Origin of the sequence: Aestuariivirga sp. (assembly GCF_041738905.1) — a bacterium.
Classification (GTDB): domain Bacteria; phylum Pseudomonadota; class Alphaproteobacteria; order Rhizobiales; family Aestuariivirgaceae; genus Aestuariivirga.
Genome location: NZ_JBGSOZ010000215.1, coordinates 1 through 25,852, shown reverse-complemented (window position 1 = coordinate 25,852; position 25,852 = coordinate 1). Strand labels below are relative to the sequence as shown.

Sequence of the window (25,852 nt, the reverse complement as noted above, 5' to 3'; positions counted from 1 at the left end):
GCCGATGACCAAAGCGCACCGGATCACGGGTCCCCGGTGCCGCCAAAGGGCGCGGTATAACAAGGACGAAACAGATGTACGCAGTCATCAAGACGGGCGGCAAGCAGTATCGCGTTGCAGCCGACCAGAAGATCCAGATCGAGAAGCTCGAGGGCAATCCGGGCGACCAGATCCATTTCACCGACGTGCTGATGGTCACCAACGGTGCCACCATCGACATCGGCGCGCCCTTCGTGGCCGGCGCCACCGTCGTGGGTGAGATCGCATCGCAGGATCGTGGTCCCCATATCATCATTTTCAAGAAGCGCCGCCGCAAGCATTACCGCCGGCGCAACGGCCATCGCCAGGACCTCACCTCGGTGACGATCCGCGAGATACTTCTCGGCGGCGCCAAGCCGGCTGCCAAGGCCGCGGCCCCGAAGAAGGCAGAGGCAGCAGCCCCGATGGCGCTGGCGTCTGGTCTTGCCGAAGGCGTTTCGGCCGATGACATTTCGCTCATCGGTGGCATCGGCCCCAAGCTGATGAAGGGTCTGCATGACCTTGGTGTCACCACGCTGACCCAGATCGCGGCGTGGACACCCGAAGAGGTCGAGCGCGTCGAGACCGAACTGAAGCAGGTGGGCCGCGTTGCCCGCGAAGAGTGGATCGAGCAGGCCAAGGAGCTTCTCGCCGGCAAGCCGCCGCGCGCGAAGACCGACAAGGCCCGCGCCTAACAGGATCAAGGAGAACACACCATGGCTCATAAAAAGGCAGGCGGTTCATCCCGCAACGGACGCGACACGGCAGGCCGCCGTCTCGGCGTCAAGACGTTCGGTGGCGAATCCGTCATTCCGGGCAACATCATCATCCGCCAGCGCGGCACCAAGGTTCACCCCGGCACGGGCGTGGGCATTGGCCGCGACCACACGATCTTCGCGGTCGTGGCCGGCACCGTGAATTTCCGCCGCACCAAGGGCGACCGGCAGACCGTGTCTGTCATCCCGCCAGTGGCCGCGGAGTAACCGGCGGGCTCCTTCTGACATGCCGCCGGGTCCACCGATCCGGCGTCAATCATTCGAAGCGGAGAGGTGGCATTCCACCTCTCCGTTTTGCTTTTTGAGGTTGCTCATGACCGTCATCGCCACGCCAAGGCTTGTGCTGCGCGCTCCAGAAGTGGGCGACATTCCGGACATTGTCCGGGGGCTGAACAATTTTGCCGTGTCGCAATGGACGTCGAGCATTCCCTTTCCCTATGGCGAAGGCGATGCGCGAGCGTTCCTGAGACTGACCAGCGAAGCCGGGGCGGAACTGCTGCGCCTCGCCATCACGATTGAAGACCAGTTGATTGGCGTCGTCAGCATCGAGGAAAACGAGATCGGCTATTGGCTGGCCGAAGCCTTCTGGGGGAAAGGCTTTGGACGCGAAGCGGCACGGGCCATAACCGACATCCACTTCGCGAACCCCACAGTGCAATCGCTGGCGGCCAACTATGGCATCGGCAACGCGGCCTCGCGGCGTATTCTGCTGGGTCTCGGCTTTGTCGAAACCGTTCCGGGAAGGGAGTTCTCGGCGGCCCATAACGCCGAAGTGGACGTGATGTGCCTCACTCTCACCCGCGAAGACTGGAAAAGCGCCAAGGAGCGGCGGCGATGAACCACCGCTCCTTCGAATGGTCAGAATACCTTGGCGACGTAGGACCGGACCTCTGTCTTTCGGCCCAGCCCGCCATTGTGCTTGGACGCAGCCAGACGCAGATTGCCGCCGGACGACTTCATGGCGAGCGAGAGATGCTTCAGGCCCCACTGCACATTGGTGCGCGCATCGAGCAGAGCGCCGCAATTGCCCCGGAAGCCGATGCCCTTGGCGGTGGCGCACTTGATCTGGAACACGCCATATTCGCCAGCAGCGCCGCGCAGATGGGAATTGTAGTTGGATTCGACATGCGCGATGCGCAGCGCGAACCAGGTGGGCACGCCCTGGGCTGGCGCCATGGACTGGATCAGCGAGACGACGCGGCCGCGCGCGGCGGTGCTGGAGCGCGCCGGAGCGATTGCAAGGGCTGCACCGCTCCGCGACGTTCTCCGCAGGCTGGCGGACTTGCGGGCCTTGCCACCGGCATGAACGCGCTTCTTCGACTGGACGGACACCTGGCGCACGGACCGGCTCTTGGCGGCCTTGGTCTTCGTGCGGGAATGGGACACCGACGTGTGTTTCGCGGTTTTCTTCGCGGTATGAGACGCCGCGCAGTTTCCGCTATCCCGGCAAGAGGCCTCGGCAGGTATAGCGGAAGCCGCGCCCAGAAGAGCACCGGCGATAAGCCCTGCAAACAATCGTTTTCTCATTTTTATCCTTTCGCATTACGCAACTACACTAGCGATGATCTCCGTATGAGTGGCGATCACCTTCACACGACTGCCGATGTTCGGGTGAAGGGCACCCCTAAAGCGGCGGAATGTGTTCTGAATGCGGAAATCATGCTGCAAAGCAACATCGGACGGGAACAGTGGCCGATCGGCCACAGGGGGCTAGGCGCGGAAGCCCTGGCAGGATACAAGGCGAAATCATGAAATTCCTCGACCAGGCAAAGGTTTATGTGCGTTCGGGCGACGGCGGCGCAGGCTCCGTCTCGTTCCGGCGCGAAAAATTCATCGAAATGGGCGGCCCCGACGGCGGCGATGGCGGCAAGGGCGGCGACATCTGGATCGAGGCGGTGGACGGGCTCAACACCCTGATCGACTACCGCTACCAGCAGCATTTCAAGGCCTCGACCGGCGGCCACGGCATGGGCCGGCTTCGCGCCGGCGCCAATTCCGACGACATCATCCTGAAGGTGCCGGCGGGAACCCAGGTCTTCGAGGAAGACAACGAGACGATGCTGGCCGACCTCGCGCATGTCGGCGATCGCTACCGTATCGCCAAGGGTGGCAACGGCGGCTTCGGCAATGCCTATTTCAAGTCGTCCACCAACCGCGCGCCGCGCCATGCGAACCCGGGGCAAGAGGGCGAGGAACGCTGGATCTGGCTGCGCCTCAAACTCATTGCCGATGCGGGCCTTCTCGGCATGCCGAACGCGGGCAAGTCGACCATGCTGGCGGCCGTCTCGGCGGCCAAGCCCAAGATCGCGGATTATCCTTTCACCACGCTGCACCCGCAACTGGGCGTCGTGCGTGTCGGCACACAGAGCTTCGTGCTGGCCGACATTCCGGGCCTCATCGAGGGGGCGCATGAAGGCCATGGCCTCGGCACGCGCTTCCTCGGCCATGTGGAACGCTGTGCGGTGCTGCTTCACCTGATCGACATCACCGGTGAAGACCCGGTCGGGGCCTATCGAGTCATCCGCAAAGAGCTGAAGGCCTATTCGCCCGAACTCGCCGAGAAGCCCGAAGTGATCGCCTTCAACAAGATCGACCTTCTCCAGCCGGACGAGATCGAAGCCAAGCTGAAGGACTTCAAGAAGCGCATCAAGAAGACGCCGATCCTGCTCTCGGGCGCCACGACCAAGGGCGTTCCCGAAGCAATGAAGAAGCTGCTCGAAGTGATCGATACATCACGCCGCGGCGGCCGTTCCGATGACGGGCCGGGGGTGAAGACGGAGGAATGGCGTCCGTGATTTCGCGCCTGGCGAAAGCGAAGCGGATCGTTGTCAAGATCGGCTCTGCCCTCCTCGTCGACGGCAAGACCGGAACGATCAAGGCCTCGTGGCTGTCCTCCCTCATCGATGACCTTGCGGATGCGCGCGTGCGCGGCGCCGAGATCATCCTCGTATCGTCGGGCGCTATTGCGCTCGGCCGCCGCACGTTGGGCCTGCCCAAGGGCAACCTGAAGCTGGAACAGAAGCAGGCCGCCGCCGCCGTAGGCCAGATCGCGCTGGCGCACGCCTGGTCCGAAGCGCTCCGTACACGGAACATGGTGGCAGCCCAGGTGCTGGTGACGCTGACCGACACCGAGGAGCGCCGCCGTTATCTCAACGCCCGCGCCACGCTCTCGACCCTGATCGAGCAGGACGCCATTCCCGTGATCAACGAGAACGACACCGTGGCGACGTCCGAAATCCGCTATGGCGACAACGACCGTCTTGCGGCCCGCGTCGCTTCCATGATGTCGGCCGATTGCCTCGTGCTGCTCTCCGACATCGACGGGCTTTATACTGCACCCCCCAGCCAGAAGGGCGCCGTCTTCCTGCCGCTGGTGAACGACATCACGCCCGAGATCGAGGCGATGGCGGGCAGGCCCGTGTCGGGCCTGGGGTCGGGCGGAATGATCACCAAGATCGAGGCGGGCAAGATCGCACTTGGCGCAGGCTGCAACATGGTGATTGCGTCTGGCCATGAGCTTCACCCGCTGAAGCGCGTACTCGACGGCGAGCGCTGCACATGGTTCGTCGCCAATGCCTCGGCACTGCAGTCGCGCAAGCGCTGGATCGCGGGAACGCTTCAGCCGATCGGCCACCTCGTGGTCGACGATGGCGCAGCGATAGCTCTGGCCAAGGGCAAGAGCCTGCTTCCGGCAGGCGTCAGGAAGGTTGAAGGCAGTTTCACGCGGGGCGATACGGTGTCGATCATCGCGGCATCCGGCCGCGAGATCGCGCGCGGACTTGTGGCCTATGACGCGGGCGACGCCTCGCGGATCATCGGCCTCAAGTCGTCCGAGATTGAGGACGTTCTGGGCTTCCGGGGCCGCGATGAACTCATTCACCGTGACGACATGGTCCTGATGGGCGGAGAGCGCACATGAATTTGAACATCACCAACCAGGAACTGATGCAGGTGCTCGGCACCGCCGCCCGTGCAGCAGCCCGCATCCTTGCATTGGCGCCAACCGCGCAAAAGAACGACGCGCTGAACGCCATGGCGGCAAAGATCCGGCGCTCGGCCGCCGATATTCTCTCAGAGAACCAGCGCGATCTCGAGAATGCGAGAGCCAAGGATCTCAAGGGCAGCTTCCTCGACCGCCTCACGCTGAACGAGCAGCGCCTCAACGCAATAGCGAAGGGTCTGGAAGACATCGCGGCACTTCCCGACCCGGTGGGCGAGGTGATGACGAAATGGACGAGACCCAACGGCCTCGAGATCAGCCGCGTGCGCGTGCCCATCGGCGTCATCGGCATCATTTACGAGTCGCGGCCCAATGTGACGGCGGATGCGGGCGGCCTTTGCCTCAAGTCCGGCAATGCGGCGATCCTGCGGGGGGGCTCCGACAGCTTCCATTCCTCATCCGCCATCATCGCCTGCCTGCAGCGTGGTCTCGATATTGCGGGCCTGCCGCGCACCGCGATCCAGATGGTGCCCAATGCCGACCGCGATTGCGTAGGCCTCATGCTGGAAGGGCTGAACGGCACCATCGACCTGATCGTGCCGCGCGGCGGTAAAAGCCTTGTCGCCCGCGTCCAGCAGGATGCGCGCGTGCCGGTGTTCAGCCATCTCGAAGGCATCTGCCATGTCTATGTCGACAAGGCCGCCGACGCGGAGATGGCCCGGAAAATCGTGTTGAATGCCAAGATGCGCCGCACCGGGATCTGCGGTTCAGCCGAGACGATCCTTATCGACCGCGCTGGCGCCGGGAGAAACCTCAAGCCCATCATCGCCACGCTGATCGATTCGGGCTGCGAAGTGCGGGGCGATGCGGAAACCATGACCGCGGACCCGCGCGTCAAACCCGCAAGCGAAGCCGACTGGTCGACTGAATATCTGGATGCCATCGTCTCGATGAAGTTGGTTGACGGCGTCGGCGACGCCATGGAGCACATCACCCGCTACGGATCACAGCACACGGATTCGATCGTGACGGAGGATGCAGCCACCGCCGAGCGCTTCCTCAATGAACTGGACAGCGCCATCGTGCTGCACAATGCCTCGACGCAATTCGCAGATGGCGGTGAGTTCGGCTTTGGAGCCGAGATCGGCATCGCCACCGGCAAGCTCCATGCGAGGGGGCCCGTCGGCGTCGAGCAGCTCACCACCTTCAAATACCAGGTGCGGGGTTCGGGGCAGACCCGTCCATGATCATCGCGCCCCCTTTCGGCGAGGGCCAGCGCATTGGGCTTTTCGGCGGTTCCTTCAACCCGGCGCATCGCGGTCACCTGATGGTGGCGCTCTATGCGCTGAAGAAGCTGCAACTCGACTGGGTGTGGTGGCTGGTGTCGCCGCAAAATCCGTTGAAGGACACATCCGAGACGGGAGAATATTCAACACGGCTAGCATACACGCAGGCGATCGCGCGGCACCCTCGCTTCGTGGTCACCGACATCGAGAAGCAGATGGGCGCCCGCACCACGGCGGAGACCCTGCGCGGCCTTGCACCCGTGCTGAAGCGCGGCCATTTCGTCTTCATCATGGGGGCTGACAGTTTCGCCAACCTGCACCGCTGGCATGACTGGCTTGAGATCACCGAAACCCTTCCCCTCGCGGTTCTTGCGCGGCCCGGCTATTCGCTTCGCGCGCTCGGCGGTCCAGCTGCCACGCGCTTCGATAATGAACAAGTGCCGAGCCAGCTCGCGCCGCGCCTTTCCACCATGAAGCCCCCCGCCTGGTGCTTCATTCCCATGCCGTTGCGTGCCGAGAGCTCGACGGCGATCCGCCGCAAGCTCAAGCCAAGGTCTTGAACATCACATAGGCATCGACGAAGCCGTGCTGCGGGTGGCGGAAAGCGCGGGGCAACGTTCCCACGATCTCGAATCCGAAGCTTTTCCACAGCGCCACGGCGCGCGTGTTGCTCGCTACCACGAAGTTGAATTGCATGGCGCGGTATTGAAGCGCCTTGGCGGTTTCCAGAGCATGGGCGCACATGGCGCGGGCAATGCCCCTTCCCATCGCCTCGACGCCGGTGACGAAGCCGCAATTGCAGACATGCTCGCCGCCGCCCTTCTGGTTGGTCTTGAGATAGTAGGTTCCGAGGATGCGATCACCCTCCTCCGCCACGAAGACATGGTGGCCGGGTGTGAGCCAATAGTCCATGGCCTCCGCACGGCTCCAGTGCGAAGGCAGCGTGTAGGTATCGCCCTTGCGCAGCATGGGTTCGAGGATCGCCCATACGGCGTCGGCATCGGTTGCAACAAAGGCACGGATATTCATGCGCCCCATTTAGCAAAAGAAAATGGCCGGGACGAGCCCGGCCCAGTTCAGGGGACATCAGACGCTCAGAATATCCTGGCCGTGGGAAGCCCGAGCGCGATGGCGCCCGCGTATTCCGCTTGCGCGCCGGATTGCAGTGGATGATAGCGCGCGCCCTGTATGTCGCGGAAGCGACGTTCGAGACCGGCCGCACGATAGAATCCTGCACCACCCGCAGCCTCCATCGCCAGTTCAACCGCACGGATGGCATGATCGGTGACGAGATGTTTGCCTATCATCACGTCATTGACAGTCTCTGCCGAACACGCGCCGCGCTGCGTGGCCTCGATCATGAAGGCGTGGGCAAGCTGCGCGCCCTTGAGTTCGGTCTGCATGCGCCCCACGAGTTGCACGACGTTGTGATCGGCGTGGCGCTTGCGGGCAAGATCAGTAGCGATTGCGCAAGCGCTCTCGGCAACACCGAGATAAGCCGCATAGACGAGCGGGAATGCAATGGTCGCGATGATGTGAAAGAGCGGATGCCATTCGCCCGCCTTGCGCTTCAGCGCGATGCCTGCGTCTGGCACCACGTGGCCGTCGATCATCACGTCATGCGAGCCGGTGCCGCGCATACCGAGCGTCTTCCAAACAGGATCGATCTTCACATGCGGAGATGTCATCGGAATGCCGAAGTGCAGCACCATAGGCTCTTCGCCCTCCTCCTGCGCGATGGCACCCGTCATCAGGAGATCGCCTGCGGGAGCGGCGCTGGTGAAGATCTTGCGCGCGGTGATGCGATAGCCACCCTCCACGCGTTCTGCCCGTCCTGAGCCCGAGATCCAGTCCGATCCGCCACTGGACAGCAGGATGATCTTCTCGGCCGCGATGCGCTTCAGCAGCGGCTCGACGGGTGCCGCCTTTTGCACGTTCCATCGCCAGGCTGGGATCGCCACCTGATGCGTGTGCATGGAGAAGGCAAGTGCTGTCGAGCTGCAGTGATGCGCCAGAGAGCGGAGCATTTCGGCGAGTTCCGGGATCGTGGCGCCGCCGCCGCCAAGCTCGCAAGGCACGCCCACCTCGACGAGGTCTGACTGTTTCAACACCTTGTAGTTGTCGGCGACGAAGCAATCCTGCTCGTCGGCGGCGGCCGCGTTGGCCGCAAATTGTTGTCCGAGTGTTTCGGCGAGAGCCACGATATCGGTGCGGGGCTGGGACTCGACCATGTGGAGAGCAGTGAGAGCAGTTGCGTTCATGTGCCTGTTCCTTCGCTATTGGTGAGGTTGAGTATCGGCAGAACGGCACGCGCCCGATAGTGCAGAAACTGTACCGGCACGGCTCTGGTTCGCTGAAAACACGCAAATGATAGCGAAGTTCGCGATACAGTTTCTGGACTATCTCCAAACAATGTGGGCATGATCACCTCCGGGCGGACGGAGAACGACATGGATCAAGCGGGCTATGGCCAGTTCTGCCCCGTTGCGATGGCAGCGGAAATTGTCTGTACACGGTGGACAGCACTTCTTCTGCGCGAGTTGCTCTGTGGCAATCACCGCTTCAACGACTTGCGAAAGGGCGTTCCGCGCATGTCGCCCACGCTGCTGTCGAAGCGGTTGAAGGAACTTGAGGATGCCGGGATCGTCAGGCAGGTGAAGGACCCGAAGACCGGCACTGGCGAATATCACCTGACCGAGGCGGGCGAAGACCTGCGCCCGATCATCTTGGCGCTCGGTACCTGGGGCCAGCGCTGGATCGATTCCAACCTAAGTCTCCGCAATCTCGATCCCACCCTGCTGATGTGGGACATGCGGCGGGGGATCAACCCTGAACCGCTGCCCAAGCGCCGGGTGACCATCCGCTTCACCTACGCCGAACTGTCAGACTCCCGCCGCAACTGGTGGCTGGTGGTCGAGCCCTCGGGCGACAACGACCTCTGCCAGGTCGATCCCGGACATGAGGTCGATATCTTCGTCAATGCGTCGCTGCGCGCCATGACCTCGGTGTGGATGGGGATCACCACTCTCGCCGAGGAAATCGACCGGGATTCAATCGAGATCGAAGGCGACCGTGCCCTGTCGCGCAGCATGCAGGCGTGGCTGGGCCTAAGCCCCTTTGCAGGCGTGCCGAGACGTGCGAAAGAGCCGGTTCGTCACGCCTCTTGAATGAAAGGGGCGAACCCTTTAGTTTGGGGAACGTTGTCCACACAAGAGAACGTGACTCGCAACGCATGCAGATCCGTTTCCGGAACCGAGGACCAGTCCACTGAAAGCTCCAGCGAAGAAGTCCGCTGCCAAGAAGGCAGCGGCGAAGACCAAGTCTGCCGCAAGGCCCAAGACGGCAGTGAAATCCAAATCCACGACGAAGGCGAAGCCGCCTGCAAAGGGCAAGACCCCCACGCGGGCAAAAGCCCCCGTGAAGGCAAAGGCTCCATTGAGGGCAAAGAAGGCTCCAGCCAAGTCCAAGGCCCCGGTCCGAACCACGGCCAAACCGTCAGTCAAGCCCTCTGCAAAGTCAACGGCGCCTTTGAAGTCCAGGGCACCCGTGAAGACCAAGGCACCATTGAAGACCAAGGCGAGGGCCCCGGCCAGGAGCAGCGCGAAAGTTTCTTCCGCCGTTGCGACAACGACCAAGGCAGAGGCAGCCCCCAAGACCAGGGCGCCCGCGCGCAAGAAGCCTCCTATGGGCAAGCCCGCCAATCCCCGTTCCAAGGTGAGCCGTCCCGCACGGCCAGATGGCAGGACCGGAAACTTCAAGTTCAGGGCCAGCCCGAAGCCCGCTTCGGCGCCCGTTGAAATTGCTGCGGCGCCAGCGCCCGTAATCCCGGCCGAACTGCTTGTCGATCCGCCGAAGCCTGCAAAGCCCCGCAAGGCCCGTGGCAAAAAGGAAGAGGCCGAGCCCGCCCGCCCCGCGTCTGCACTCGACATGATCCTCGCCCAGCTTGACGATGCCAAGGCCGAACAGGTCGTGACCATCGCGCTCGACGACAAGTCGGCAATCGCCGATACCATGGTGGTGGCCACCGGCCGTTCGAACCGCCACGTCGGCGCCATCGCCGACCATCTGGTCGAAAAGCTGAAGGCCGCAGGCCGCCGCGATCTCAAGATCGAGGGCATGCCGCAATGCGACTGGGTGCTGGTCGATGCGGGCGACGTCGTCGTCCACATCTTCCGGCCCGAGGTTCGAAGCTTTTACAATCTCGAGAAGCTCTGGTCGGATCACGCGCCGAACGAACGCCTCGTGACCTGACGAAGTGTGACCTGACGCCTTGCGCATCGGTGTCATCGCGGTCGGGCGGCTGAAGCCCGGTCCCGAAAAACTTCTGGCCGAGGACTATCGGACCCGCGCCGAAGGCCTTGGCCGGAAATCCGGCGTCACCAGGATCAACGTGACCGAATTTTCCGAGTCACAGGCCTCGTCCGCCGCCGCGCGGATGAGTGAGGAAGCCAGGCTGATTGCGGGCGCACACCCCACAAAGGCTTTCAGCGTCGTGCTTGACGAACGCGGCAAGCCCATGGCCAGCGAAGCCTTTGCCGATCTCCTGCGCCGCCACCTCGATGGCGGGACGCAGGATCTGGCCTTCATCATCGGCGGGCCCGACGGCCACGCCCCCGAGACACGCGACCGCGCCAGCCTGCTGCTGGGCTTCGGTCCCATGACCTGGCCCCACCGGCTGGTACGCGTCCTGCTATTCGAGCAGATTTACCGGGGGCTGACGATCATCGCCGGCCACCCTTATCATCGTGTGTGATGGAAAACCCGAGCCTTCGGCTCAGGGTGCTGCGTGTTTCTTCACGCGGAAGGCGAAGGCAATGAGCGTGACGCCAAAGACAAGCGCATAGGCGCCGATCACCCAGATCACCGCAAGCGCGCCGGCACCTGGCCGGGCGATCACGAAGAAGGCGAACAGGATCGACAGGAGGCCCGAGAGGCCCAGCCAGAATTCTCCGGTGATCTCCTTGCGGAGCTTGATGGCGGCGACGATCTGCAGCACGCCGATCGCCAGGCTCCAGGCGGCAATGGCGAACAGCAGGCCAAGTGCGGTGGCGCCGGGCAGGACCAGCGCGATGAGGCCCGCGATGACGCCGATGGCGCCCTGCAGCCCGACCATCCAGCGGTCTTCATCGGCTGTCTTGCCAGAGATGGCGGCGATCAACGAGAAGATGCCGTCGGCCAGCGCATAGGCGCCCCAGACTAGCACCAGCGTCGCCAGCGTGATGCCGGGACTGACGAAGGCGAGAATGCCGAAGATGACGGCGGCAATGCCGCGCAGCAGGAACAACCACCAGTATTTTCCGAGAAAGCCCTTCATGCGTCGACCCCTTCTTGCTGGTTGCCGTGAGACATTCCGCTTCCCCCGAAGCGCTGTAATGTGGCGCGAGCAGCGTCACAAGTTTCGAGTGTACTTGGTTGCCAGGGCAAAGCCAAGCGACGCGCCCCGAAAGACTTATGATCGAGGCACGCCCCTTGCTTACTTCAGCATCGCGAAGAAATTCACCCAGCCATTCTGCATCAGCTGCTGCTGCGAGGCGGCATCAAGCGTGATCGTGTCCATCCCGCCGGGCGGAATGGTGAGCACCGCTTCGTCCGCCGGCAGGTCGCCGCCCGCGCTGACATTGCCGAGATTGAACTTCATCGGCTTGTCGAGATCGTTCATGACCTCCACGGTGAAGCTGTACTTCAACTGACCAGTATCCTTGCCGCGCTTGAACACCGGCATCGCGAGAAGCTTCTGCTCGCCTTCCGCGAGTTTCGGGAGGTTGAGGAACAGGCCGACGGACAGAAGACCCTTGTGTTTGCCATGCGGGAAGACGGCGAAGCGCGCGGCATCATTGCCAAGCACGTTCTCAAGGATGGTGGCGTCGTCAGGGCCACCGGCCGTGCGGACGAGGCTGGTCGTCACCTGGAACTGGCCGGTGGCATGCTTGCCGGCCGGGGTGCAACTCACCGCCTGGATCGGAACGGCAGGGCTGGACAGTGTCTGGATTGCCATGGCGCCCTCGTCCTCGCACCATCCCTCACTGGCGAACGTTCCGGTCAGGGCCACGTTGACCGGTTGGGCCGCACCGGATGCCGCAACGGCCATGATCTGCGATACGCGGAGCGGTGTCCGCGTGTCGATCTGGCAGCCGGCGAGTGCCAGCATGGCTGCGCCAAGCGCAAGACCGGACCCGAAGTATCTGCGGTTGATCATGTGGAAGTACCCCCTTTGTATGTCTCGGCGCGTCAGGCGTCGCCCTGGTTGAGAATGACGAAGTCCTTGCCTGTGCGGCTGTCCGGTGTCGAGGGCAGGTCGGTGGTCACCAGCACCAGGCCCGCGTGCATGCGCTGCTTCATGGCTTCGACCACATCGGGTTCGGCGCGGATGCGGGTGATGACGCTCTGGTCGGGCTCGGATGCGGAGCCATCTCCCGCAGCATGGCCGATGGCGTGCCAGGCAAGGCCCTTGGCGCCATTGTCGGGATGACTGAGAATGAAGACATGCGAGCCGAGCGGCTTGTCCGGCTCCGAAATGGTTGCGGGTCCCTTGGCGACCGTGTCGCCATTCTCGATGATCTCGATCGTCTTGTCCGCACCGCTGACGATCACCGAGACGGCGGCGGCATTCGCATCATCGGGATGCGCTACAGGCTTCGCTTTCAGCTTTGCCGTGGCGTCGTCGAACTCATGCTCGGCATATTGGCCAAGCACGAGACCCGGATGCGAGACGAGCTTCGGTGCTGAGTGCGCATCGGCGATGATGACGGGCGTCCCGACGTGGGTGACGGTGAACAGCAGCTTCGAGAATTCGAGCGGCAGCCTCACGCAACCATGCGACGCCGGATAACCGGGAAGCTGTCCTGCATGAAGCGCGACGCCCGACCACGTCAACCGGTTCATGTTGGGCATCGGCGCGTTGTTGTAGGTGGAGGAATGGTGGTTCTTGTCCTTCTGCAGGATCGTGAACACGCCTGTTGGCGTGCCATGGCCGGGCTTTCCAGTGGAACAGGTCGACACCGCGATGCGGATGCCATTGCGATAGACATGCACCATCTGATCGGGCAGCGACACGATGATGGCGACAGGCCCTGCCGGCGAGCGGTCCGGGTGCCAGGTGAACTGTCCGGGCTTCAGTTGGGAAATGTCTTCGACCGTGTCGGCGATGCCCGGGACATGCGCGGCAAACCAGCTTGCCGGCGCAAGTGCGACCAGAGCGGTGGCACCGAGAAACCTTCGGCGTTGGATCGTATTGGGAAACATGAAAATGCCGCCTCGAAACCTGCAGGGTCACGATAGAAGCCGCCGCAACCGGATTCAACAGAGTTGCGGCGGCATGTGACAAGGCTGCGTCTAGTAGCAGGGAGGATAGGGATAGTAGCCGCAGAGCGGACGCGGATGATAGGGATAAGCTGCCGCCGCTCCAACGGCGGCACCGGCGTAGAAGGCACCGCGATATGCCGTGCGGCGGGCCATGCCGGCAAAGGACAGCGGCGTGCGCGGCAAGCCGATGATGTCGATGAACACCGAGGCGGGGCCATCGGCCTTGGCAAGGTTGCTCTCGAGCACCTCGACGGTAAAGGTGAGTGTGGTGCCGTCGAGCTTCGGGTTCCTCAGGACGACCACCGCATCTTCGACGTCATCGGCCTCCTTGGTGAAAACAGAGACCGTGGCATTGGGCGGGTCCTTGGCGAAGCTGTCGCTGCCTTCTGCCCATTCCTCGATGAGATGCTTGGTCAACGCGTGGCCGGCCGAGCGAACCGGTCGGTCTGCGAAGATGATCGAGTTGTTCGACACGCCCGTGAGGGTCAGCGTGGTCCCGTTCAGCGTTGCACCATCGGCATTGAGCACGATGAGCGACGGCACGATCTCGGCCTTGGGCGTGCCGATCGTCTTTTCCGCCGGGGCCTTGATGGCGTTCTGGGCCATGGCTGCGGGCGGCGCGACGAGCATGCTGATTGCCGCTGCGAGGCCGAACATGCCGAGCGTCCTGATGAGGTTCATGATGGTGTCTCCGTGTGTGAGGTAAACTGAACGCAGGTTTCTACAAACTGATGACAGGTCAAGCTTGTGCAGGCAGCCGGGCTATTCATCGGGTAGCTTGTTTCAGGCAGTCTTGCTCAATCCTTGGTCAGCATCGCCTCTTCGAGCCTTTTCTTGTCTGCATCGCTCAGTTGCGGTCGGTTGACATTGAGAGTCAGCTTGCCGAGCTTTGCTGTGAGCGGGAACGGCGGCTGGTAGTCGGCATCGTTCACGCCGGTCAGCGTGTCGGAGCCGATGTCGAAGCTTTCATCCCACTGCAGGATCATGGGCAAGGTGTGTTCCATGACCTGCGTCGCCACCACCTTGCCATCGACCGAGAGCGTTCCAGTGCCGCCCTTGCCCACGCCGTCGAAGTTGTTGAAGGCCAGCGTTCCGGCGCCCAGGCCGTCATACTTGAAGTCGAACACGACCGTGTGCTTTCCAGGTGACAATACGTCGGTGCCCTCCCACTTCTGGCGTTTGAGATCGACGAGATTCCACAGCCACACGGGTTTGCCATTGAGGATGTAGAAGCCATAGCCGCCGAAGCGTCCGCCCGAGGTGAGGATCATGCCATCGCCGCCTGTTGCGGGCATCTCGATCTCGGCGGTGACAGTGTAGGACGCATTGAGAAGGCCGGGCGAATCGCCCTGCGGCAGGCCGACCATCGGCGTGGTGTAGACGAACTCCGTGCGGCCCGCCGTGATGTTGGGGCGCGGTGCTACGATGCGGGCGGCAACGGACGCATCGAGCGGCAGCACGTTGTACTTCTGGGCCTCGGCATAGAAGACCTTCTTCAGCTCTTCCACCTTCTGCGGATTGGCCGCCGCAAGGTCCTTCGTCTGCGAATAGTCGGTGTTGAGGTCGTAGAGCTCCCACTCGACATTGTTGAGCGGATCGGGATTGGCGGGGCCGAAAGCGTCCCACGGTGCGCGCTTCACCTTGGTGCTGAGCAGCCAGCCATCCTTGTAGATCGCGTGGTCGCCCATCATCTCGAAATACTGCGTCGTGTGGCGGGTCGGCGCATCGGCATTCTTCGCGTCGAATGTATAGGCGAAGCTGGTGCCTTCGATGGGGGATTGATTGATGCCGTCCACAGTCTCGGGTGCGGGAATGCCGGACACTTCGAGGATCGTCGGCACCACATCGATCACATGGGCGAACTGGTTGCGGATGCCGCCCTTGTCGGTGATGTGGCCCGGCCACGAGATGGCCATGCCCTGGCGCACGCCACCCAGATGCGAGGCGATCTGCTTGAACCAGCTGAAGGGCGTGTCAAAGGCCCAGGACCAGCCAGCCGACATGTGGTTGTACGTCATCTCCGTACCCCACACGTCGTACCATTTCATCTGCACGTCGACCGGAAGTTTGTTGAGGCCATTGAAGAAGGCCACTTCGTTGGGCGTGCCCAGCGGACCACCCTCGGCGCTCGTGCCATTGTCGCCGTTGATGTAGATGACAAGCGTATTGTCGAGCTTGCCCATGTCGTCCACGGCCTGGATGACCCGGCCGATTGAATCGTCGGTATAGGCGACGTAGGCGGCGAAGACTTCGGCCTGCTTGATGAAGAGCTTCTTCTCTTCATCCGTGGTCTGGTTCCACGGCTTCAGCAGGTCGCTGGGCCACGGCGCCATCTGGGCATCCTGCGGAACGACGCCGAGCCGCTTCTGGTTGGCAAAGATCCGTTCACGGAGCTTTTCCCATCCATCGTCGAACAGGTGCATGGCATGGATCTTGTCGACCCATTCCTTGGTCGGATGATGCGGGGCATGGACGCCGCCCGGCACATAGTGCAGGAAGAACGGCTTGTCGGGCTGGATCTGGTTCATCCGGTTCAGGTAGTCGATGGCATCGTCCGCCATGCCTGTGATGAGGTTCCAGCCGGGCTTGCCCTCGAAGGGATAGATCTGCGTGGTATTGCGGAACAGGTTGGGCTGCCACTGGTTGGCATCGCCGCCCACAAAGCCGTAGAAGTACTCGAAGCCCATGCCCGTCGGCCACAGGTCGAAGGGACCGGCTTGGCTTGCGGCAAAGGCCGGTGTATTGTGATCCTTGCCGAACCAGGACGTGGCATAGCCGTTGTCCTTCAGTATCCGACCGATCGTTGCCTTGTCCTTGCCGATGATCGAGTTGTAGCCGGGGTAGCCGGTGGACTGTTCCGAAATCACCCCGAAGCCTGCCGAGTGATGGTTGCGGCCCGTGATAAGGGCGGCGCGCGTGGGCGAGCACAGAGCGGTCGAATGCATCTGTGTGTAGCGCAGGCCATCAGCCGCGACGCGGTCGAGGGCAGGCGTCGGGATGACGCCGCCGAATGTCGAGGGCACGCCATAACCCGAATCATCCGTCATGATGAGCAGGATGTTGGGAGCGCCCCTGGGCGGAACGACGCGCGGTTCCCACCATGGCGCCGATTGCAGCGCGCCGTCCTTGATGACCCCGCCGAAGGGCAGATCAGGTGCCGGTAGCTGCTTGCCATCGATCGACATGGTGGCACTCGGCGACCCAAGCGTGCCGTTCACCTGCTGGGCGGATGCCGATCCAACCTGGAGCGACAGCACCCCCGCGGTAACGATCACAAGATATCTGAGTTTCATGCCGCAGTCCTCCCGTTCGGATTCGGGAGAGGTTACATCAACTCAAGATGACAACGTTTGCTTTTTGCCGACACTCGGAAATCGAGACGCTTACTCGGAACCTGCGCCCTGAGCGCGGGCTTCGCGGCGCCAGTGCGTGGGCGTGACGTTTGCCCAGCGGCGGAAGGCATGGACAAAGGCGCTGGGCGTCGCATAGCCCAATGAGGCGGCAATGTCGGAGGCGCTGAGTTCGGTGATGAGCAGAAGCTCGCGGGCAACAGCAAAGCGCACCGAGTCCTTGATGGCGCCAAAGGTGGTACCCCAGGCATCGAGGCGGCGCTCCAGCGTGCGAGGGTGCAGGCCAAGATGGGCCGCGACATCGTCGAGCGACGTCTTGCCGGTCAGCATGAGGGGCCGCATTGCATGGCGCACCTGGTCGGCAACCCCGCTGTGATCCCGCTTCAGCCTCGCCTGAAGCGCGCCAAGGAGCTTTCCATGGGCCTCCCGGTCATAGGTCTTGAGCGGGAAGTCAAGATCGCGTGCCGACAGGATGAGGCAGCACTGGTTCTGGTTGAAGCGCACCGGGCAGCGGGCATGCTCGCGGTAAGGGGCGGGATCGTCCGGAACCAACCGGATCAGGAGGGCCTCGAGCGGTATGACGGCACCACGCGTCAGGTCGCGGATGATGTTGATGCCGACAGCGAGAGAAATGTCGTAGATATGGGCTGAACTGCGGAAGCCGGGACCATAGAGCCCGAAGCCGAAGGCATAGTCGTCGCCCAGCCGGTGGAGGTAGGCGGACCCGGCAGAGGAATTGCTGATCTGGACGGTGATATAGTCAGCGAGTGCCTCGCCCAGCGTCTGGCTGTAGCTCATCAGCTGGCCAACCGCTCCCAGCGCGGGAAAGCTTTGCTGCTTTCCAAGCTGAAAGCCGATGTCGCCACACTGCGTCGCGGCGGCTGCCCGTTCGAAGATCTCGATCACGAGGGGAAGCGGCATGAAGGCATCGGGGCGGAGATCACTGGCCGTGACCGGAAGCCCGTGGAGCACCTCGTCGATGCTTCGCCCATGCCGGGCAAGAAAGTCCGGAAGCCCCGCTCCAGGGCCCAGACGCTGCATTGGCGGTTTGATCGGCGAGGTCATGGCCCGCAGTGGTGTCGGGAAACCTGGCACAAGTCAACAAGAGAGGTTTCATCCGGAGGCCGGCACCTGAGCGGCGCCATCATGATTAACGAATTGTAAATCCGTCCCGGCGCAATTCTGGAGGATGCCCGGAACACGACCGTTTCAGGCCGCAATTTGAACAACCGGCGTTCCTATCGATTTCTCATGCAGCACGTCACCGGCAAGGGCGCGGCGTTGATCCTGGTGTTTATGGCGCTGGGCACCCAGACGCTTGTCACCCCGTCGCTTGCCCAGGACCAGCAGCTGCAGACGATCGAGCAACAGATCGAAAGCGCGAAGGCTGCCGAACAGCGGATCGCCGCCGAGATTGCCGCAGCGATCAAGGAGCAGGATGGCGTTGCCGAGAAGCTCGCCGCAATCGCCCAGTCGATCCAGGCGCAGGAAAGGATCATCGCCGAAAGCGAGGTCGAACTCGAGAGGCTTGCCAAGGACCGCGTGACGCTTCTGGCCGATCTGGGCGAGAAGCAGAATGTGCTCTCCGAACTCCTCGCCGGATTGCAGCGGCTGGAACAGAACCCCCCTCCCGCCCTCGTGGTGAAGCCCGATGATGTGCTGGCGGCTCTCCGTGGCGCCATGCTGCTCGGCACCATCGTGCCTGAACTTCAGGAAGAAGCCGACCGGCTGGTGGCCCAGCTCGACCAATTGAAGCAGCTCGAAGCCCGGATCAACGAACGCAGGACCGCCGTGTCGGAAGAAGTCGCGCGGCTGGAGACAGCGCGCCGCGACCTCGGCACGCTGGTGGCCCGCAAGAAGGAACTGGTGAGCCGGAGCAGCGCCGACCTCGAATCCGAGCGCAAGCGCAGCGCGGCCCTGGCCGAAAAGGCTAAGTCACTGAAACAATTGCTGGCAAGCCTGGCCGAGGAGCGCAAGCGCGCCGAGGCCGAAGCGGCGGAAAAGCTGGCCGCCCAGGAGAAGGAACGCAAGCGCCAGGAAGACCTGCAGCGCCGCCCGAAAATGATCTTCGCCGAGGCCAGGGGCAAGCTCGCCTTCCCGGCCCAGGGCCAGGTCGTGCGCCGCTTCGGCGATCCCGACGGACTGGGCGGCGAGGCACAGGGCGTGATGATCGCCACCCGCAGCGGCGCCCAGGTGACGACGCCCGCAGATGGCAAGGTGGAATTCGCCGGCCCGTTCCGCTCCTATGGTCAGGTCATCATTCTGAACCCCGGCGGCGGTTACCGCGTACTGCTCGCAGGAATGGATAAGGTGAACTCAAATGTGGGAGATTTTCTCCGGGCCGGGGAACCGGTCGGCGAAATGGGCGGCGGCCCCGCTTCCGTCACACTTTTCGGTGAAGTGGTGCAGGACGGCCGTCCTGTGCTGTATATAGAATTCAGGAATAGCACTGAGGCTATCGATTCTGGTCCGTGGTGGATCGGCGGTTTGAAAGAGGCGCGTGGATGAAGAAGAATTCGAAGGTGCAGAATTTCGGTCTGGTTCTGGCGGGTGCGGTTTCCGCCTCGTTGCTGTGGCACGCCTTTGGAGCGGCCGGAGCGGCATCGAACGCCGACACCTACAAGCAGCTCAACCTGTTCGGCGACGTGTTCGACCGTGTCAGGTCCGACTATGTCGAGGAGCCCGACGAGAGCAAGATGATCGAGGCTGCTATCAACGGCATGCTGGCCTCTCTCGACCCGCATTCGAGCTACATGAACCCCAAGCAGTTCCAGGACATGAGCGTCCAGACGCGCGGCGAGTTCGGCGGCCTCGGCATCGAGGTGACGATGGAGAACGGCGTCATCAAGGTGGTCTCGCCCATCGACGAAACGCCTGCCTCGCGCGCCGGCCTGATGGCCAATGACCTGATCGTCAAGATCGACGGGCAGGACATCCAGGGCCTGACACTGAACGACGCCGTCGACAAGATGCGCGGCAAGATCGGCACCGACATCGTGCTGACCATCCAGCGCCTGGGCAAGGAACCCTTCGAACAGAAGCTCACCCGCGACCGCATCCGCGTCCAGTCGGTGAAGTATTCGATCGAGAACAACGACATCGGCTATATCCGCATCTCCTCCTTCACGGAGCAGACGCAGGAGGGCCTCGAGAAGGCGATGAACCACTTCCGCACCACCATGGGCGACAAGGTCAAGGGCTATGTCCTCGACCTCCGCAACGATCCGGGCGGCTTGCTCGACATGGCGATCTCGGTATCGGATTCCTTCCTCGACCGCGGCGAGATCGTCTCGACGCGCGGCCGTCATGCCGACGAGACCCAGCGCTTCAACGCCACAAAGGGCGACCTCGGCGATGGCAAGCCGGTGGTGGTGCTGATCAACGGCGGCTCGGCCTCGGCCTCCGAGATCGTGGCCGGCGCCTTGCAGGACCACAAGCGCGCGACGCTCATCGGAACCCGCAGCTTCGGCAAGGGCTCGGTGCAGACCATCATCCCGCTTGGTGGCCAGGGTGCCGTGAGGCTGACGACGGCGCGCTACTACACGCCCGCGGGCCGCTCGATCCAGGCCAAGGGCATCGACGCCGACATCGTGATCGAGCAGGAACTTCCGCCCGAATTGCAGGGCAAGGACGTTTCGACGTCGGGCGAAGCCGGCCTCAAGGGCCACCTCACCAACGAGGGCGGCGGCGACGAGGGCGGCGGTTCGTCGGCCTACGTGCCCGAGGACAAGACCAAGGACATGCAGCTGAAGGCGGCGATCGATCTCCTCAACGGCGTCAAGGTCGTCACCAACGTGAAGCCGAGGGACGTAAAGCCCGCGGGCACGGCCGGAACGCCGGACACCACCGCGAACTGAGGTCTTTCAACCGTCAAGAAAAGAGCCCGCCGGACATGGTTCGGCGGGCTTTCTGTTGTGCCGCGTTGCCCGTCAGAGAATGAAGTCCGCCGCCTGCATGGTGATGAGGCCGGTCAGCTGCACGGCGAAGTCGGCGACGGCGTCTCCGTTCACATCCGCTTCGACCAGCGTCTTGCCCGTGCTGGAAGTGAAGGACGAACGGACTTGCCCTGCCGCGCCAAGCGTGAAGGCGGCCGCGCCGATGAAGCTGAAGGCCTCGTTGGCGCCCGTTGCCGCGTTGGCATCGATCGCCGACAGGTCAATGAGGTCGGTACCCGCCTGGAAGTCGGTGATGAGGTCACGCTGGCGGGCCAGCGGATTTGAATCCGTAACGGCATTGAAGACGAAGGCATCACGTTCGGCACCGCCCGTCAGGATGTCCCGCGCCGCGCCGCCATCGAGCTTGTCGCGTCCGCTGCCGCCAATGAGACGGTCTTCGCCTGCAAGGCCAATGAGGGTGTCGCCGCCATTACGGCCATTGAGAATGTTGGCGGCGTTGCTCCCTGTGATGGAGTCGGCGCGCGAGCCGCCAGTCACGTTCTCGAAATTCAGGATCGTGTCGTGGCCCAGGCTACTTCCATGGGCAAACCCTTCTTCGAGGTTGATGACATTGAAGTCGAAGCCGGCTTCGTAGGTGTCTATGCCATCGCCGCCATCGACGGTGTCATTGCCGTCTGGAAAGAAGTTGCTGATGACGCCGTTGCCGAAGAAGTCGTCGCCCGCTCCGAGCGTAACATCATCCGACCCAGCGCCTCCCACGACCCGGTCGGTTCCGGCACTTCCGATGAAGCTGTCGTTGCCTTCGGCGAGGTTGACGGTGCCGATGATCGATCCGGCCGAGGTATCGACGTCGTCATCGCCGCCATTTAGTTCGACGTCGCCGAAGATCGATCCGGCATTGGTGATGAAGTCGGCTGTCTGGCTTCCGGCGATGGCCTGGTTGCGTCCGCTGACGACGCCGAAATTGTCGAGGATGAGAGATTCGCCGCTTGACGAGGAAATCCCGATCTCCTGGCCGCGAATGGTGCCGAAGTTGAAAACACGATCGAAGCCGCTAAGTTCGGGCGAGGTGAACTTGACTGCGACAAGGCCGGAAACAAGTCCGTGATTCGTGATGTTGTTGAAGGTTTCAAGCATGTGAATGCCGATATCGGCGCCGTCGACCGTGCCCGTCGCGCCGATCACGATGTCGTTGTCGCCATCCAGGAATTCGTTGGTGAGACTGCCCGTCTGTATGCCCGTATCGGCGCCGAACACGCCGCCATGAATGGTGATGCTGTTGTTCTTGCCCGAGAGATCGATGGCGATCTCGGGACCCGTGGTTCCGATCAGGACGCCAGCCATTTCATAGAGCACGGTGTTGCTGGCGGCCGACGAAACAGACCCGGTGTTGGTGGTGATGACGGTGGCCATGATTCAGTTCCTCTCCTGTTGCGCCGCCGGGTCCCGGCTGCTTCGCTTTCTGTCTAGTCGGTAGCGCCAGCTTAAGCTGTTACCCAGGGAACAGGCAAACGCGGTTAACAGGACGTTAACGGTTGGGCTCTCAATGTCGGCGGGATCGAATCATGGTTTTTCTCAGAGTTCAGTGATGTCTCGCGACGAGTTGCGGCAACCCTTGCGGAAACGGAGCCTGAAGGAGAGGCTCTGGGCCCGGCGGCCGAGCGCCTTTGCGCTGACGGCTGGTTCTCTGGCGGCGCTCTTTGTCGTGGGCGGTATCTGGATTTCGCGCATTCCCCATCCCTTCGCGGGCGAACCCGTGGTGGTGGCTGTGATCCCGCCGCCGCAGGAACTCCAGACCTCGTCCACCACGTCGCCCGAGGACGGAGCGAAATCCGCATCGGATGCCGCCGAGGCGCCCGAGGATATCATCGACAGCAATGCCGGAATTGCCGAGAGCTCAAACGAACCGGCCGAAAAACCGGCCTACATGAAGGAAGCCGCCATCTTCACGGCGCCGAACCGGCCCCTGAAGCCCGCTCCCATCGCGGCGGTGAAGGAAGACGGTGCAGAAGGTCCGCTGCCACGCATTTCGGATCGCGGCAAGAAGCCCTTCGACGTCTATTCTCAGGTGACGCCCCTGGCGGTCAGCACATCGGAACGGCCCAAGATCACCATCATTCTCGGCGGCATGGGATTGAATGCCAAGCTGACCGCGAAGGCCATCAAGGAGTTGCCCGGCGACATCACGCTGGGCTTTGCGCCCTATGGCGAAAATCTTCAGGCCCAAGTGAACAAGGCGCGCGCGCGGGGCCACGAGATCCTGCTGCAGGTTCCCATGGAACCCGTGGGTTATCCCGGCAACAATCCCGGGCCCAACACGCTGCTGAGCAGCGTCGAGCCCGAGAAGAACATCGAGTCGCTGCGCTGGCACATGAGCCGCTTCGCTGGCTATTCGGGGATCACCAACTACATGGGGGCGCGGCTTCTCGTTTCCGAGGCAGCTCTCAAGCCTGTGATGAAGGAGATCAAGAAGCGCGGCCTCGTCTATCTCGAGGATGCGACGGTCAACCTCACGCTGTCGCCCAGGATCGTGCAGGATGTGCGCGTTCCGATGCAGCGCGCCAGCATGGTGATCGACAGCGAGGCCACCGCACCCGCCATCGCCGACATGCTCGAGAAGCTGGAGAAGGAAGCGATCGCCAACGGCTTCGCCATTGGCACCGGCTCCGGCCTCGAGGTGACGATCGACACCGTCGCCGAGTGGGCGAAGTCGCTGCAGGAGAAGGGCATCCTCCTGGTGCCGGTGAGCGCCACCTATCGCGGGCGGCCCTCCTGATGAGCACCGACAAGCCCGCCCCCGGCTACCGCCCTTGCGTGGGCGTGATGCTGCTCAACGCGCAGGGCCTCGTGTGGATCGGCCGCCGCTTCGACAAGCAGAATGACGAAGGCAAGGGCCATTGGTGGCAGATGCCGCAGGGCGGCATCGACAAGGGCGAGGACCCGCGCCTCGCGGCCATCCGCGAACTCGAGGAAGAGACCGCCGTCACCTCCGCCGAGGTCATCACGGAATCCGCCAGCTGGTATAATTACGACTTGCCCGATCACCTCGTTGGCAAGTCGTGGAACGGCAAGTACCGTGGCCAGACCCAGAAATGGTTCGCGCTGCGCTTTCTGGGCGAGGAGAGTGAGATCAACCTGGCGCCCCCCGGCCACAAGCAGGAATTCGACCGGTGGCGCTGGGCGCGGATGGACGAACTGCCCGACCTGATCGTACCCTTCAAGCGCGGCGTCTACGAGCACGTGATCGCCGAATTCCGGCATCTCGGAAGCTGATACCGGCCGACGGGCTGGCTTGCCCTCAACGCCCAAGCCTCTTAAGAAGCGGCGCATGACACCGATCCACTACATATTCGATTGCGACGGCGTGCTCGTCGACAGCGAGCCCTTGTCGATGAAGATCGACGTCGAGATCCTGGCCGAGAACGGCGTGATGATCAGCGAGGCCGAGGCCCATGCCCGCTTCGTCGGCAAGACCTTCGCCGCCATGATCGACGAGATGGCACGCGAGCATGGCGTGAGTTTCCCGTCCGATGCATCTACCCAGAAGGACCTTCGCCTTCTCGCGCTCTATGAACGTGAACTGAGGGCGGTCGAGGGTGTGCATGAGGCCTTGAAAGCGCTTGGCCCCCATCATTTCAGCGTGGCCTCCAACTCGCCCGCCGAACGTGTGGAAGCAGCCCTCCGCATCGTTCATCTCACCCCCTTTTTCGGCAACCGCATCACCACCTTCGAGCATGTGGCGCGCGGCAAGCCCGAGCCGGACGTGTTCATCGAGGCGGCACGCCGAGCGGGCTATGCGCCATCAGACTGCATCGTGATCGAGGATTCGGGGACGGGCGTCACCGCCGCGCACCGCGCCGGCTGCCGCGTGCTGGGCTTCACCGGCACGCACCCCCATCCCGGTGAACAGGCACCGAAACTCCTCGCCTGTGGCGCAGCACGCACCTTCTCCCGCATGGCGGAATTGCCGGTGCTCGTGGAAGCAATTCTTCACGACGCCTGACAAATACTTTGACATTGCAGTGCAGCACGTCCATATGAGCGATGTCGCTCTTGGCCGATGCCAAGGAATACGTGAGGCGCAGCTGATCCCTAGAGGGTCGATTTGCTGCCGTTCCGGCCAGAAGAGCGAGTTCCCGAACATACCTTTCACGTGGGTAGGTTTAAGCGCCCGCCACGCCATCCGCAGATTGTCTGCGGATTGTGATTCGGACATGGCTTGCGCTTCACCCAACGTTCCGAATGTCGAAAGAACACAAGCAAGTGACAACCTTTTCCGATCTCCAGCTCTCCGAACCCCTCCTCCGCGCATTGACCGCTGAGGGCTATGAGAGCCCCACCCCCATCCAGGCCCAGTCGATCCCCACCCTTCTCGAAGGCCGGGACCTGCTCGGTATCGCCCAGACCGGCACCGGCAAGACGGCGGCCTTCGCGCTCCCGATCCTGCAGAAGCTGGCCGCAAAGCCGGAACGTGCCGCCAGAGGCACCTGCCGCGCACTCATCCTCTCTCCGACCCGTGAGCTTGCCTCGCAGATCGCCGAGAGCTTCAAGGTCTATGGCAAGTTCCTGAAAGTCTCGCGCGCCGTCGTCTTCGGCGGTGTCTCGCTGAGCAAGCAGATCGACATCATGCGCGGTGGCGTCGACGTGCTCGTCGCAACGCCGGGCCGTCTCGTCGACCTGATCGAGCGCAAGGCACTGACGCTGTCCAAGGTCGAGATCTTCGTGCTCGACGAGGTCGACCAGATGCTTGACCTCGGCTTCATCCATGCGATCCGCAAGATCACCGGCATGCTGCCGGCCCAGCGCCAGAACCTGTTCTTCTCGGCCACCATGCCGAAGGAGATCGCAGGTCTCGCCAACGCGCTCTTGACCAATCCCGTCCGCGTGGAAGTGGCACCCGTCGCCACCACCGCCGAGCGCGTGAACCAGAGCGTGATCCATGTCGATCCCGCCAACAAGGTGAAGCTGCTGGCCGAGCTGCTGAAAGACAACAACATGACCCGCACGCTGGTGTTCACACGCACCAAGCATGGCGCCGACAAGGTCATGAAGCACCTCTCGACCGCGGGCTACACGGCGGCTGCAATCCACGGCAACAAGAGCCAGGCCAACCGCGAGCGGGCTCTCGCAGGCTTCAAGGCCGGCAAGATCCTCGTCCTCGTCGCGACCGACATCGCGGCGCGCGGCATCGACGTCGATGGCGTCAGCCACGTCATCAACTACGACCTGCCGCATGTGCCTGAATCCTATGTCCACCGGATCGGCCGCACCGCGCGCGCCGGCG

The 25,852-nt window shown here is 62.9% G+C and carries 27 protein-coding genes; 16 read left to right on the top strand and 11 right to left on the bottom strand.

Annotated elements, in window-relative coordinates; genetic code table 11:
• The first annotated feature begins 74 nt into the window (after positions 1-74).
• The 3 genes from rplU (at position 75) to ACEW8Q_RS21370 (ending at position 1,632) form a co-directional block, all read left to right on the top strand.
• Positions 75-713, top strand: a complete 639-nt coding sequence (rplU, locus tag ACEW8Q_RS21380) for a 50S ribosomal protein L21 (protein ID WP_373506097.1) — start codon at positions 75-77, stop codon at positions 711-713.
• A 21-nt stretch (positions 714-734) separates the two neighbouring features.
• Positions 735-1,001 (top strand): 50S ribosomal protein L27, encoded by a 267-nt coding sequence (gene rpmA / locus ACEW8Q_RS21375; RefSeq protein WP_373506096.1) that lies wholly within the window; start codon positions 735-737, stop codon positions 999-1,001.
• Between the two features lie 106 nt (positions 1,002-1,107).
• Positions 1,108-1,632, top strand: a complete 525-nt coding sequence (locus tag ACEW8Q_RS21370) for a GNAT family N-acetyltransferase (RefSeq protein ID WP_373506095.1) — start codon at positions 1,108-1,110, stop codon at positions 1,630-1,632.
• A 20-nt stretch (positions 1,633-1,652) separates the two neighbouring features.
• Here the strand turns inward: ACEW8Q_RS21370 and ACEW8Q_RS21365 are convergent, their stop codons facing one another.
• Positions 1,653-2,180 carry a transglycosylase SLT domain-containing protein gene (locus tag ACEW8Q_RS21365; RefSeq protein WP_373506094.1) on the bottom strand — a complete coding sequence of 176 codons (528 nt, stop codon included), beginning with the start codon at positions 2,178-2,180 and terminating at the stop codon, positions 1,653-1,655.
• A gap of 362 nt (positions 2,181-2,542) precedes the next feature.
• On the opposite strand from ACEW8Q_RS21365, the gene obgE reads away from it, so the two are divergent.
• Genes obgE through ACEW8Q_RS21345 form a run of 4 tightly spaced genes read left to right on the top strand, consistent with a single transcriptional unit; the run spans position 2,543 to position 6,580 of the window.
• The gene (gene obgE, locus ACEW8Q_RS21360; RefSeq protein ID WP_373506093.1) at positions 2,543-3,589 is read left to right on the top strand and encodes a GTPase ObgE; all 1,047 of its coding nucleotides are present in this window, start codon (positions 2,543-2,545) and stop codon (positions 3,587-3,589) included.
• A complete protein-coding gene (proB, locus tag ACEW8Q_RS21355) occupies positions 3,577-4,713 on the top strand; it encodes a glutamate 5-kinase (RefSeq protein WP_373506092.1) in 1,137 nt (378 codons plus the stop codon). The genes obgE and proB overlap by 13 nt, the downstream gene beginning before the upstream one ends.
• On the top strand, positions 4,710-5,981 hold the full coding sequence (locus ACEW8Q_RS21350) for a glutamate-5-semialdehyde dehydrogenase (RefSeq protein ID WP_373506091.1): 1,272 nt from the start codon (positions 4,710-4,712) through the stop codon (positions 5,979-5,981). Before proB ends, ACEW8Q_RS21350 begins: the two co-directional genes overlap by 4 nt.
• Positions 5,978-6,580, top strand: coding sequence for a nicotinate-nucleotide adenylyltransferase (locus tag ACEW8Q_RS21345; RefSeq protein WP_373506090.1), 603 nt, complete (start codon positions 5,978-5,980; stop codon positions 6,578-6,580). The genes ACEW8Q_RS21350 and ACEW8Q_RS21345 overlap by 4 nt, the downstream gene beginning before the upstream one ends.
• On the opposite strand, the gene ACEW8Q_RS21340 is transcribed toward ACEW8Q_RS21345, so the two are convergent.
• The gene (locus ACEW8Q_RS21340; RefSeq protein ID WP_373506089.1) at positions 6,564-7,049 is read right to left on the bottom strand and encodes an N-acetyltransferase family protein; all 486 of its coding nucleotides are present in this window, start codon (positions 7,047-7,049) and stop codon (positions 6,564-6,566) included. The genes ACEW8Q_RS21345 and ACEW8Q_RS21340 overlap by 17 nt on opposite strands.
• A 65-nt stretch (positions 7,050-7,114) precedes the next feature.
• Entirely contained in the window at positions 7,115-8,281 is a 1,167-nt protein-coding gene (locus ACEW8Q_RS21335; protein WP_373506088.1) for an acyl-CoA dehydrogenase family protein, read from the bottom strand.
• Positions 8,282-8,470: 189 nt separating this feature from the next.
• Between ACEW8Q_RS21335 and ACEW8Q_RS21330 the strand changes: the two genes are divergently transcribed.
• Positions 8,471-9,187, top strand: coding sequence for a winged helix-turn-helix transcriptional regulator (locus ACEW8Q_RS21330; RefSeq protein ID WP_373506087.1), 717 nt, complete (start codon positions 8,471-8,473; stop codon positions 9,185-9,187).
• An 18-nt stretch (positions 9,188-9,205) separates the two neighbouring features.
• On the opposite strand, the gene ACEW8Q_RS21325 is transcribed toward ACEW8Q_RS21330, so the two are convergent.
• Positions 9,206-9,694: a hypothetical protein gene (locus tag ACEW8Q_RS21325; RefSeq protein ID WP_373506086.1), complete on the bottom strand. Its 489-nt coding sequence runs from the start codon at positions 9,692-9,694 to the stop codon at positions 9,206-9,208.
• 10 nt (positions 9,695-9,704) lie between these two features.
• On the opposite strand from ACEW8Q_RS21325, the gene rsfS reads away from it, so the two are divergent.
• On the top strand, positions 9,705-10,271 hold the full coding sequence (rsfS, locus tag ACEW8Q_RS21320; protein WP_373506085.1) for a ribosome silencing factor: 567 nt from the start codon (positions 9,705-9,707) through the stop codon (positions 10,269-10,271).
• A gap of 19 nt (positions 10,272-10,290) precedes the next feature.
• Positions 10,291-10,773 (top strand): 23S rRNA (pseudouridine(1915)-N(3))-methyltransferase RlmH, encoded by a 483-nt coding sequence (gene rlmH / locus ACEW8Q_RS21315; RefSeq protein ID WP_373506084.1) that lies wholly within the window; start codon positions 10,291-10,293, stop codon positions 10,771-10,773.
• Between the two features lie 21 nt (positions 10,774-10,794).
• Here rlmH and ACEW8Q_RS21310 read toward each other — a convergent pair whose 3' ends face one another.
• The 6 genes from ACEW8Q_RS21310 to ACEW8Q_RS21285 all read right to left on the bottom strand — a co-directional run bounded on the left by ACEW8Q_RS21310 (position 10,795) and on the right by ACEW8Q_RS21285 (position 17,713).
• The gene (locus ACEW8Q_RS21310; protein WP_373506083.1) at positions 10,795-11,334 is read right to left on the bottom strand and encodes an HdeD family acid-resistance protein; all 540 of its coding nucleotides are present in this window, start codon (positions 11,332-11,334) and stop codon (positions 10,795-10,797) included.
• A gap of 159 nt (positions 11,335-11,493) precedes the next feature.
• On the bottom strand, positions 11,494-12,216 hold the full coding sequence (locus ACEW8Q_RS21305; RefSeq protein WP_373506082.1) for a hypothetical protein: 723 nt from the start codon (positions 12,214-12,216) through the stop codon (positions 11,494-11,496).
• A 32-nt stretch (positions 12,217-12,248) separates the two neighbouring features.
• The gene (locus ACEW8Q_RS21300; RefSeq protein WP_373506081.1) at positions 12,249-13,262 is read right to left on the bottom strand and encodes a L,D-transpeptidase; all 1,014 of its coding nucleotides are present in this window, start codon (positions 13,260-13,262) and stop codon (positions 12,249-12,251) included.
• A 90-nt stretch (positions 13,263-13,352) separates the two neighbouring features.
• Positions 13,353-14,003, bottom strand: a complete 651-nt coding sequence (locus ACEW8Q_RS21295; RefSeq protein ID WP_373506080.1) for a hypothetical protein — start codon at positions 14,001-14,003, stop codon at positions 13,353-13,355.
• A gap of 116 nt (positions 14,004-14,119) precedes the next feature.
• Positions 14,120-16,615: an arylsulfatase gene (locus ACEW8Q_RS21290; RefSeq protein ID WP_373506079.1), complete on the bottom strand. Its 2,496-nt coding sequence runs from the start codon at positions 16,613-16,615 to the stop codon at positions 14,120-14,122.
• 90 nt (positions 16,616-16,705) lie between these two features.
• A complete protein-coding gene (locus tag ACEW8Q_RS21285; protein ID WP_373506078.1) occupies positions 16,706-17,713 on the bottom strand; it encodes an AraC family transcriptional regulator ligand-binding domain-containing protein in 1,008 nt (335 codons plus the stop codon).
• A 210-nt stretch (positions 17,714-17,923) separates the two neighbouring features.
• Between ACEW8Q_RS21285 and ACEW8Q_RS21280 the strand changes: the two genes are divergently transcribed.
• A complete protein-coding gene (locus ACEW8Q_RS21280) occupies positions 17,924-19,180 on the top strand; it encodes a murein hydrolase activator EnvC (RefSeq protein ID WP_373506077.1) in 1,257 nt (418 codons plus the stop codon).
• A complete protein-coding gene (locus ACEW8Q_RS21275) occupies positions 19,177-20,529 on the top strand; it encodes a S41 family peptidase (protein ID WP_373506076.1) in 1,353 nt (450 codons plus the stop codon). Before ACEW8Q_RS21280 ends, ACEW8Q_RS21275 begins: the two co-directional genes overlap by 4 nt.
• A gap of 72 nt (positions 20,530-20,601) precedes the next feature.
• On the opposite strand, the gene ACEW8Q_RS21270 is transcribed toward ACEW8Q_RS21275, so the two are convergent.
• Complete coding sequence (locus tag ACEW8Q_RS21270) at positions 20,602-21,981, bottom strand: M10 family metallopeptidase C-terminal domain-containing protein (protein WP_373506075.1); 1,380 nt, start codon at positions 21,979-21,981, stop codon at positions 20,602-20,604.
• A gap of 175 nt (positions 21,982-22,156) precedes the next feature.
• Here ACEW8Q_RS21270 and ACEW8Q_RS21265 point away from each other — a divergent pair, with 175 nt between their 5' ends.
• The 4 genes from ACEW8Q_RS21265 to ACEW8Q_RS21250 all read left to right on the top strand — a co-directional run.
• Positions 22,157-23,344: a divergent polysaccharide deacetylase family protein gene (locus ACEW8Q_RS21265; protein ID WP_373506074.1), complete on the top strand. Its 1,188-nt coding sequence runs from the start codon at positions 22,157-22,159 to the stop codon at positions 23,342-23,344.
• Entirely contained in the window at positions 23,344-23,841 is a 498-nt protein-coding gene (locus tag ACEW8Q_RS21260) for an RNA pyrophosphohydrolase (RefSeq protein WP_373506073.1), read from the top strand. The genes ACEW8Q_RS21265 and ACEW8Q_RS21260 overlap by 1 nt, the downstream gene beginning before the upstream one ends.
• Positions 23,842-23,896: 55 nt before the next feature.
• The gene (locus tag ACEW8Q_RS21255; RefSeq protein ID WP_373506072.1) at positions 23,897-24,571 is read left to right on the top strand and encodes an HAD family hydrolase; all 675 of its coding nucleotides are present in this window, start codon (positions 23,897-23,899) and stop codon (positions 24,569-24,571) included.
• 260 nt (positions 24,572-24,831) lie between these two features.
• The coding region (locus tag ACEW8Q_RS21250; RefSeq protein WP_373506071.1) for a DEAD/DEAH box helicase at positions 24,832-25,852 on the top strand (1,021 nt) is incomplete at its 3' end.

What these genes read in the sequence shown, in the direction of transcription:
- rplU (WP_373506097.1), top strand. Translation starts at nt 75, where the DNA reads ATGTACGCAGTCATCAAGACGGGCGGCAAGCAGTATCGCGTTGCAGCC.
- rpmA (WP_373506096.1), top strand. Translation starts at nt 735, where the DNA reads ATGGCTCATAAAAAGGCAGGCGGTTCATCCCGCAACGGACGCGACACG.
- ACEW8Q_RS21370 (WP_373506095.1), top strand. Translation starts at nt 1,108, where the DNA reads ATGACCGTCATCGCCACGCCAAGGCTTGTGCTGCGCGCTCCAGAAGTG.
- obgE (WP_373506093.1), top strand. Translation starts at nt 2,543, where the DNA reads ATGAAATTCCTCGACCAGGCAAAGGTTTATGTGCGTTCGGGCGACGGC.
- proB (WP_373506092.1), top strand. Translation starts at nt 3,577, where the DNA reads ATGGCGTCCGTGATTTCGCGCCTGGCGAAAGCGAAGCGGATCGTTGTC.
- ACEW8Q_RS21350 (WP_373506091.1), top strand. Translation starts at nt 4,710, where the DNA reads ATGAATTTGAACATCACCAACCAGGAACTGATGCAGGTGCTCGGCACC.
- ACEW8Q_RS21345 (WP_373506090.1), top strand. Translation starts at nt 5,978, where the DNA reads ATGATCATCGCGCCCCCTTTCGGCGAGGGCCAGCGCATTGGGCTTTTC.
- ACEW8Q_RS21340 (WP_373506089.1), bottom strand. Translation starts at nt 7,049, where the DNA reads ATGAATATCCGTGCCTTTGTTGCAACCGATGCCGACGCCGTATGGGCG.
- ACEW8Q_RS21335 (WP_373506088.1), bottom strand. Translation starts at nt 8,281, where the DNA reads ATGAACGCAACTGCTCTCACTGCTCTCCACATGGTCGAGTCCCAGCCC.
- ACEW8Q_RS21330 (WP_373506087.1), top strand. Translation starts at nt 8,471, where the DNA reads ATGGATCAAGCGGGCTATGGCCAGTTCTGCCCCGTTGCGATGGCAGCG.
- rsfS (WP_373506085.1), top strand. Translation starts at nt 9,705, where the DNA reads ATGGGCAAGCCCGCCAATCCCCGTTCCAAGGTGAGCCGTCCCGCACGG.
- ACEW8Q_RS21310 (WP_373506083.1), bottom strand. Translation starts at nt 11,334, where the DNA reads ATGAAGGGCTTTCTCGGAAAATACTGGTGGTTGTTCCTGCTGCGCGGC.
- ACEW8Q_RS21305 (WP_373506082.1), bottom strand. Translation starts at nt 12,216, where the DNA reads ATGATCAACCGCAGATACTTCGGGTCCGGTCTTGCGCTTGGCGCAGCC.
- ACEW8Q_RS21300 (WP_373506081.1), bottom strand. Translation starts at nt 13,262, where the DNA reads ATGTTTCCCAATACGATCCAACGCCGAAGGTTTCTCGGTGCCACCGCT.
- ACEW8Q_RS21295 (WP_373506080.1), bottom strand. Translation starts at nt 14,003, where the DNA reads ATGAACCTCATCAGGACGCTCGGCATGTTCGGCCTCGCAGCGGCAATC.
- ACEW8Q_RS21290 (WP_373506079.1), bottom strand. Translation starts at nt 16,615, where the DNA reads ATGAAACTCAGATATCTTGTGATCGTTACCGCGGGGGTGCTGTCGCTC.
- ACEW8Q_RS21285 (WP_373506078.1), bottom strand. Translation starts at nt 17,713, where the DNA reads ATGCAGCGTCTGGGCCCTGGAGCGGGGCTTCCGGACTTTCTTGCCCGG.
- ACEW8Q_RS21280 (WP_373506077.1), top strand. Translation starts at nt 17,924, where the DNA reads ATGCAGCACGTCACCGGCAAGGGCGCGGCGTTGATCCTGGTGTTTATG.
- ACEW8Q_RS21275 (WP_373506076.1), top strand. Translation starts at nt 19,177, where the DNA reads ATGAAGAAGAATTCGAAGGTGCAGAATTTCGGTCTGGTTCTGGCGGGT.
- ACEW8Q_RS21270 (WP_373506075.1), bottom strand. Translation starts at nt 21,981, where the DNA reads ATGGCCACCGTCATCACCACCAACACCGGGTCTGTTTCGTCGGCCGCC.
- ACEW8Q_RS21265 (WP_373506074.1), top strand. Translation starts at nt 22,157, where the DNA reads ATGTCTCGCGACGAGTTGCGGCAACCCTTGCGGAAACGGAGCCTGAAG.
- ACEW8Q_RS21260 (WP_373506073.1), top strand. Translation starts at nt 23,344, where the DNA reads ATGAGCACCGACAAGCCCGCCCCCGGCTACCGCCCTTGCGTGGGCGTG.
- ACEW8Q_RS21255 (WP_373506072.1), top strand. Translation starts at nt 23,897, where the DNA reads ATGACACCGATCCACTACATATTCGATTGCGACGGCGTGCTCGTCGAC.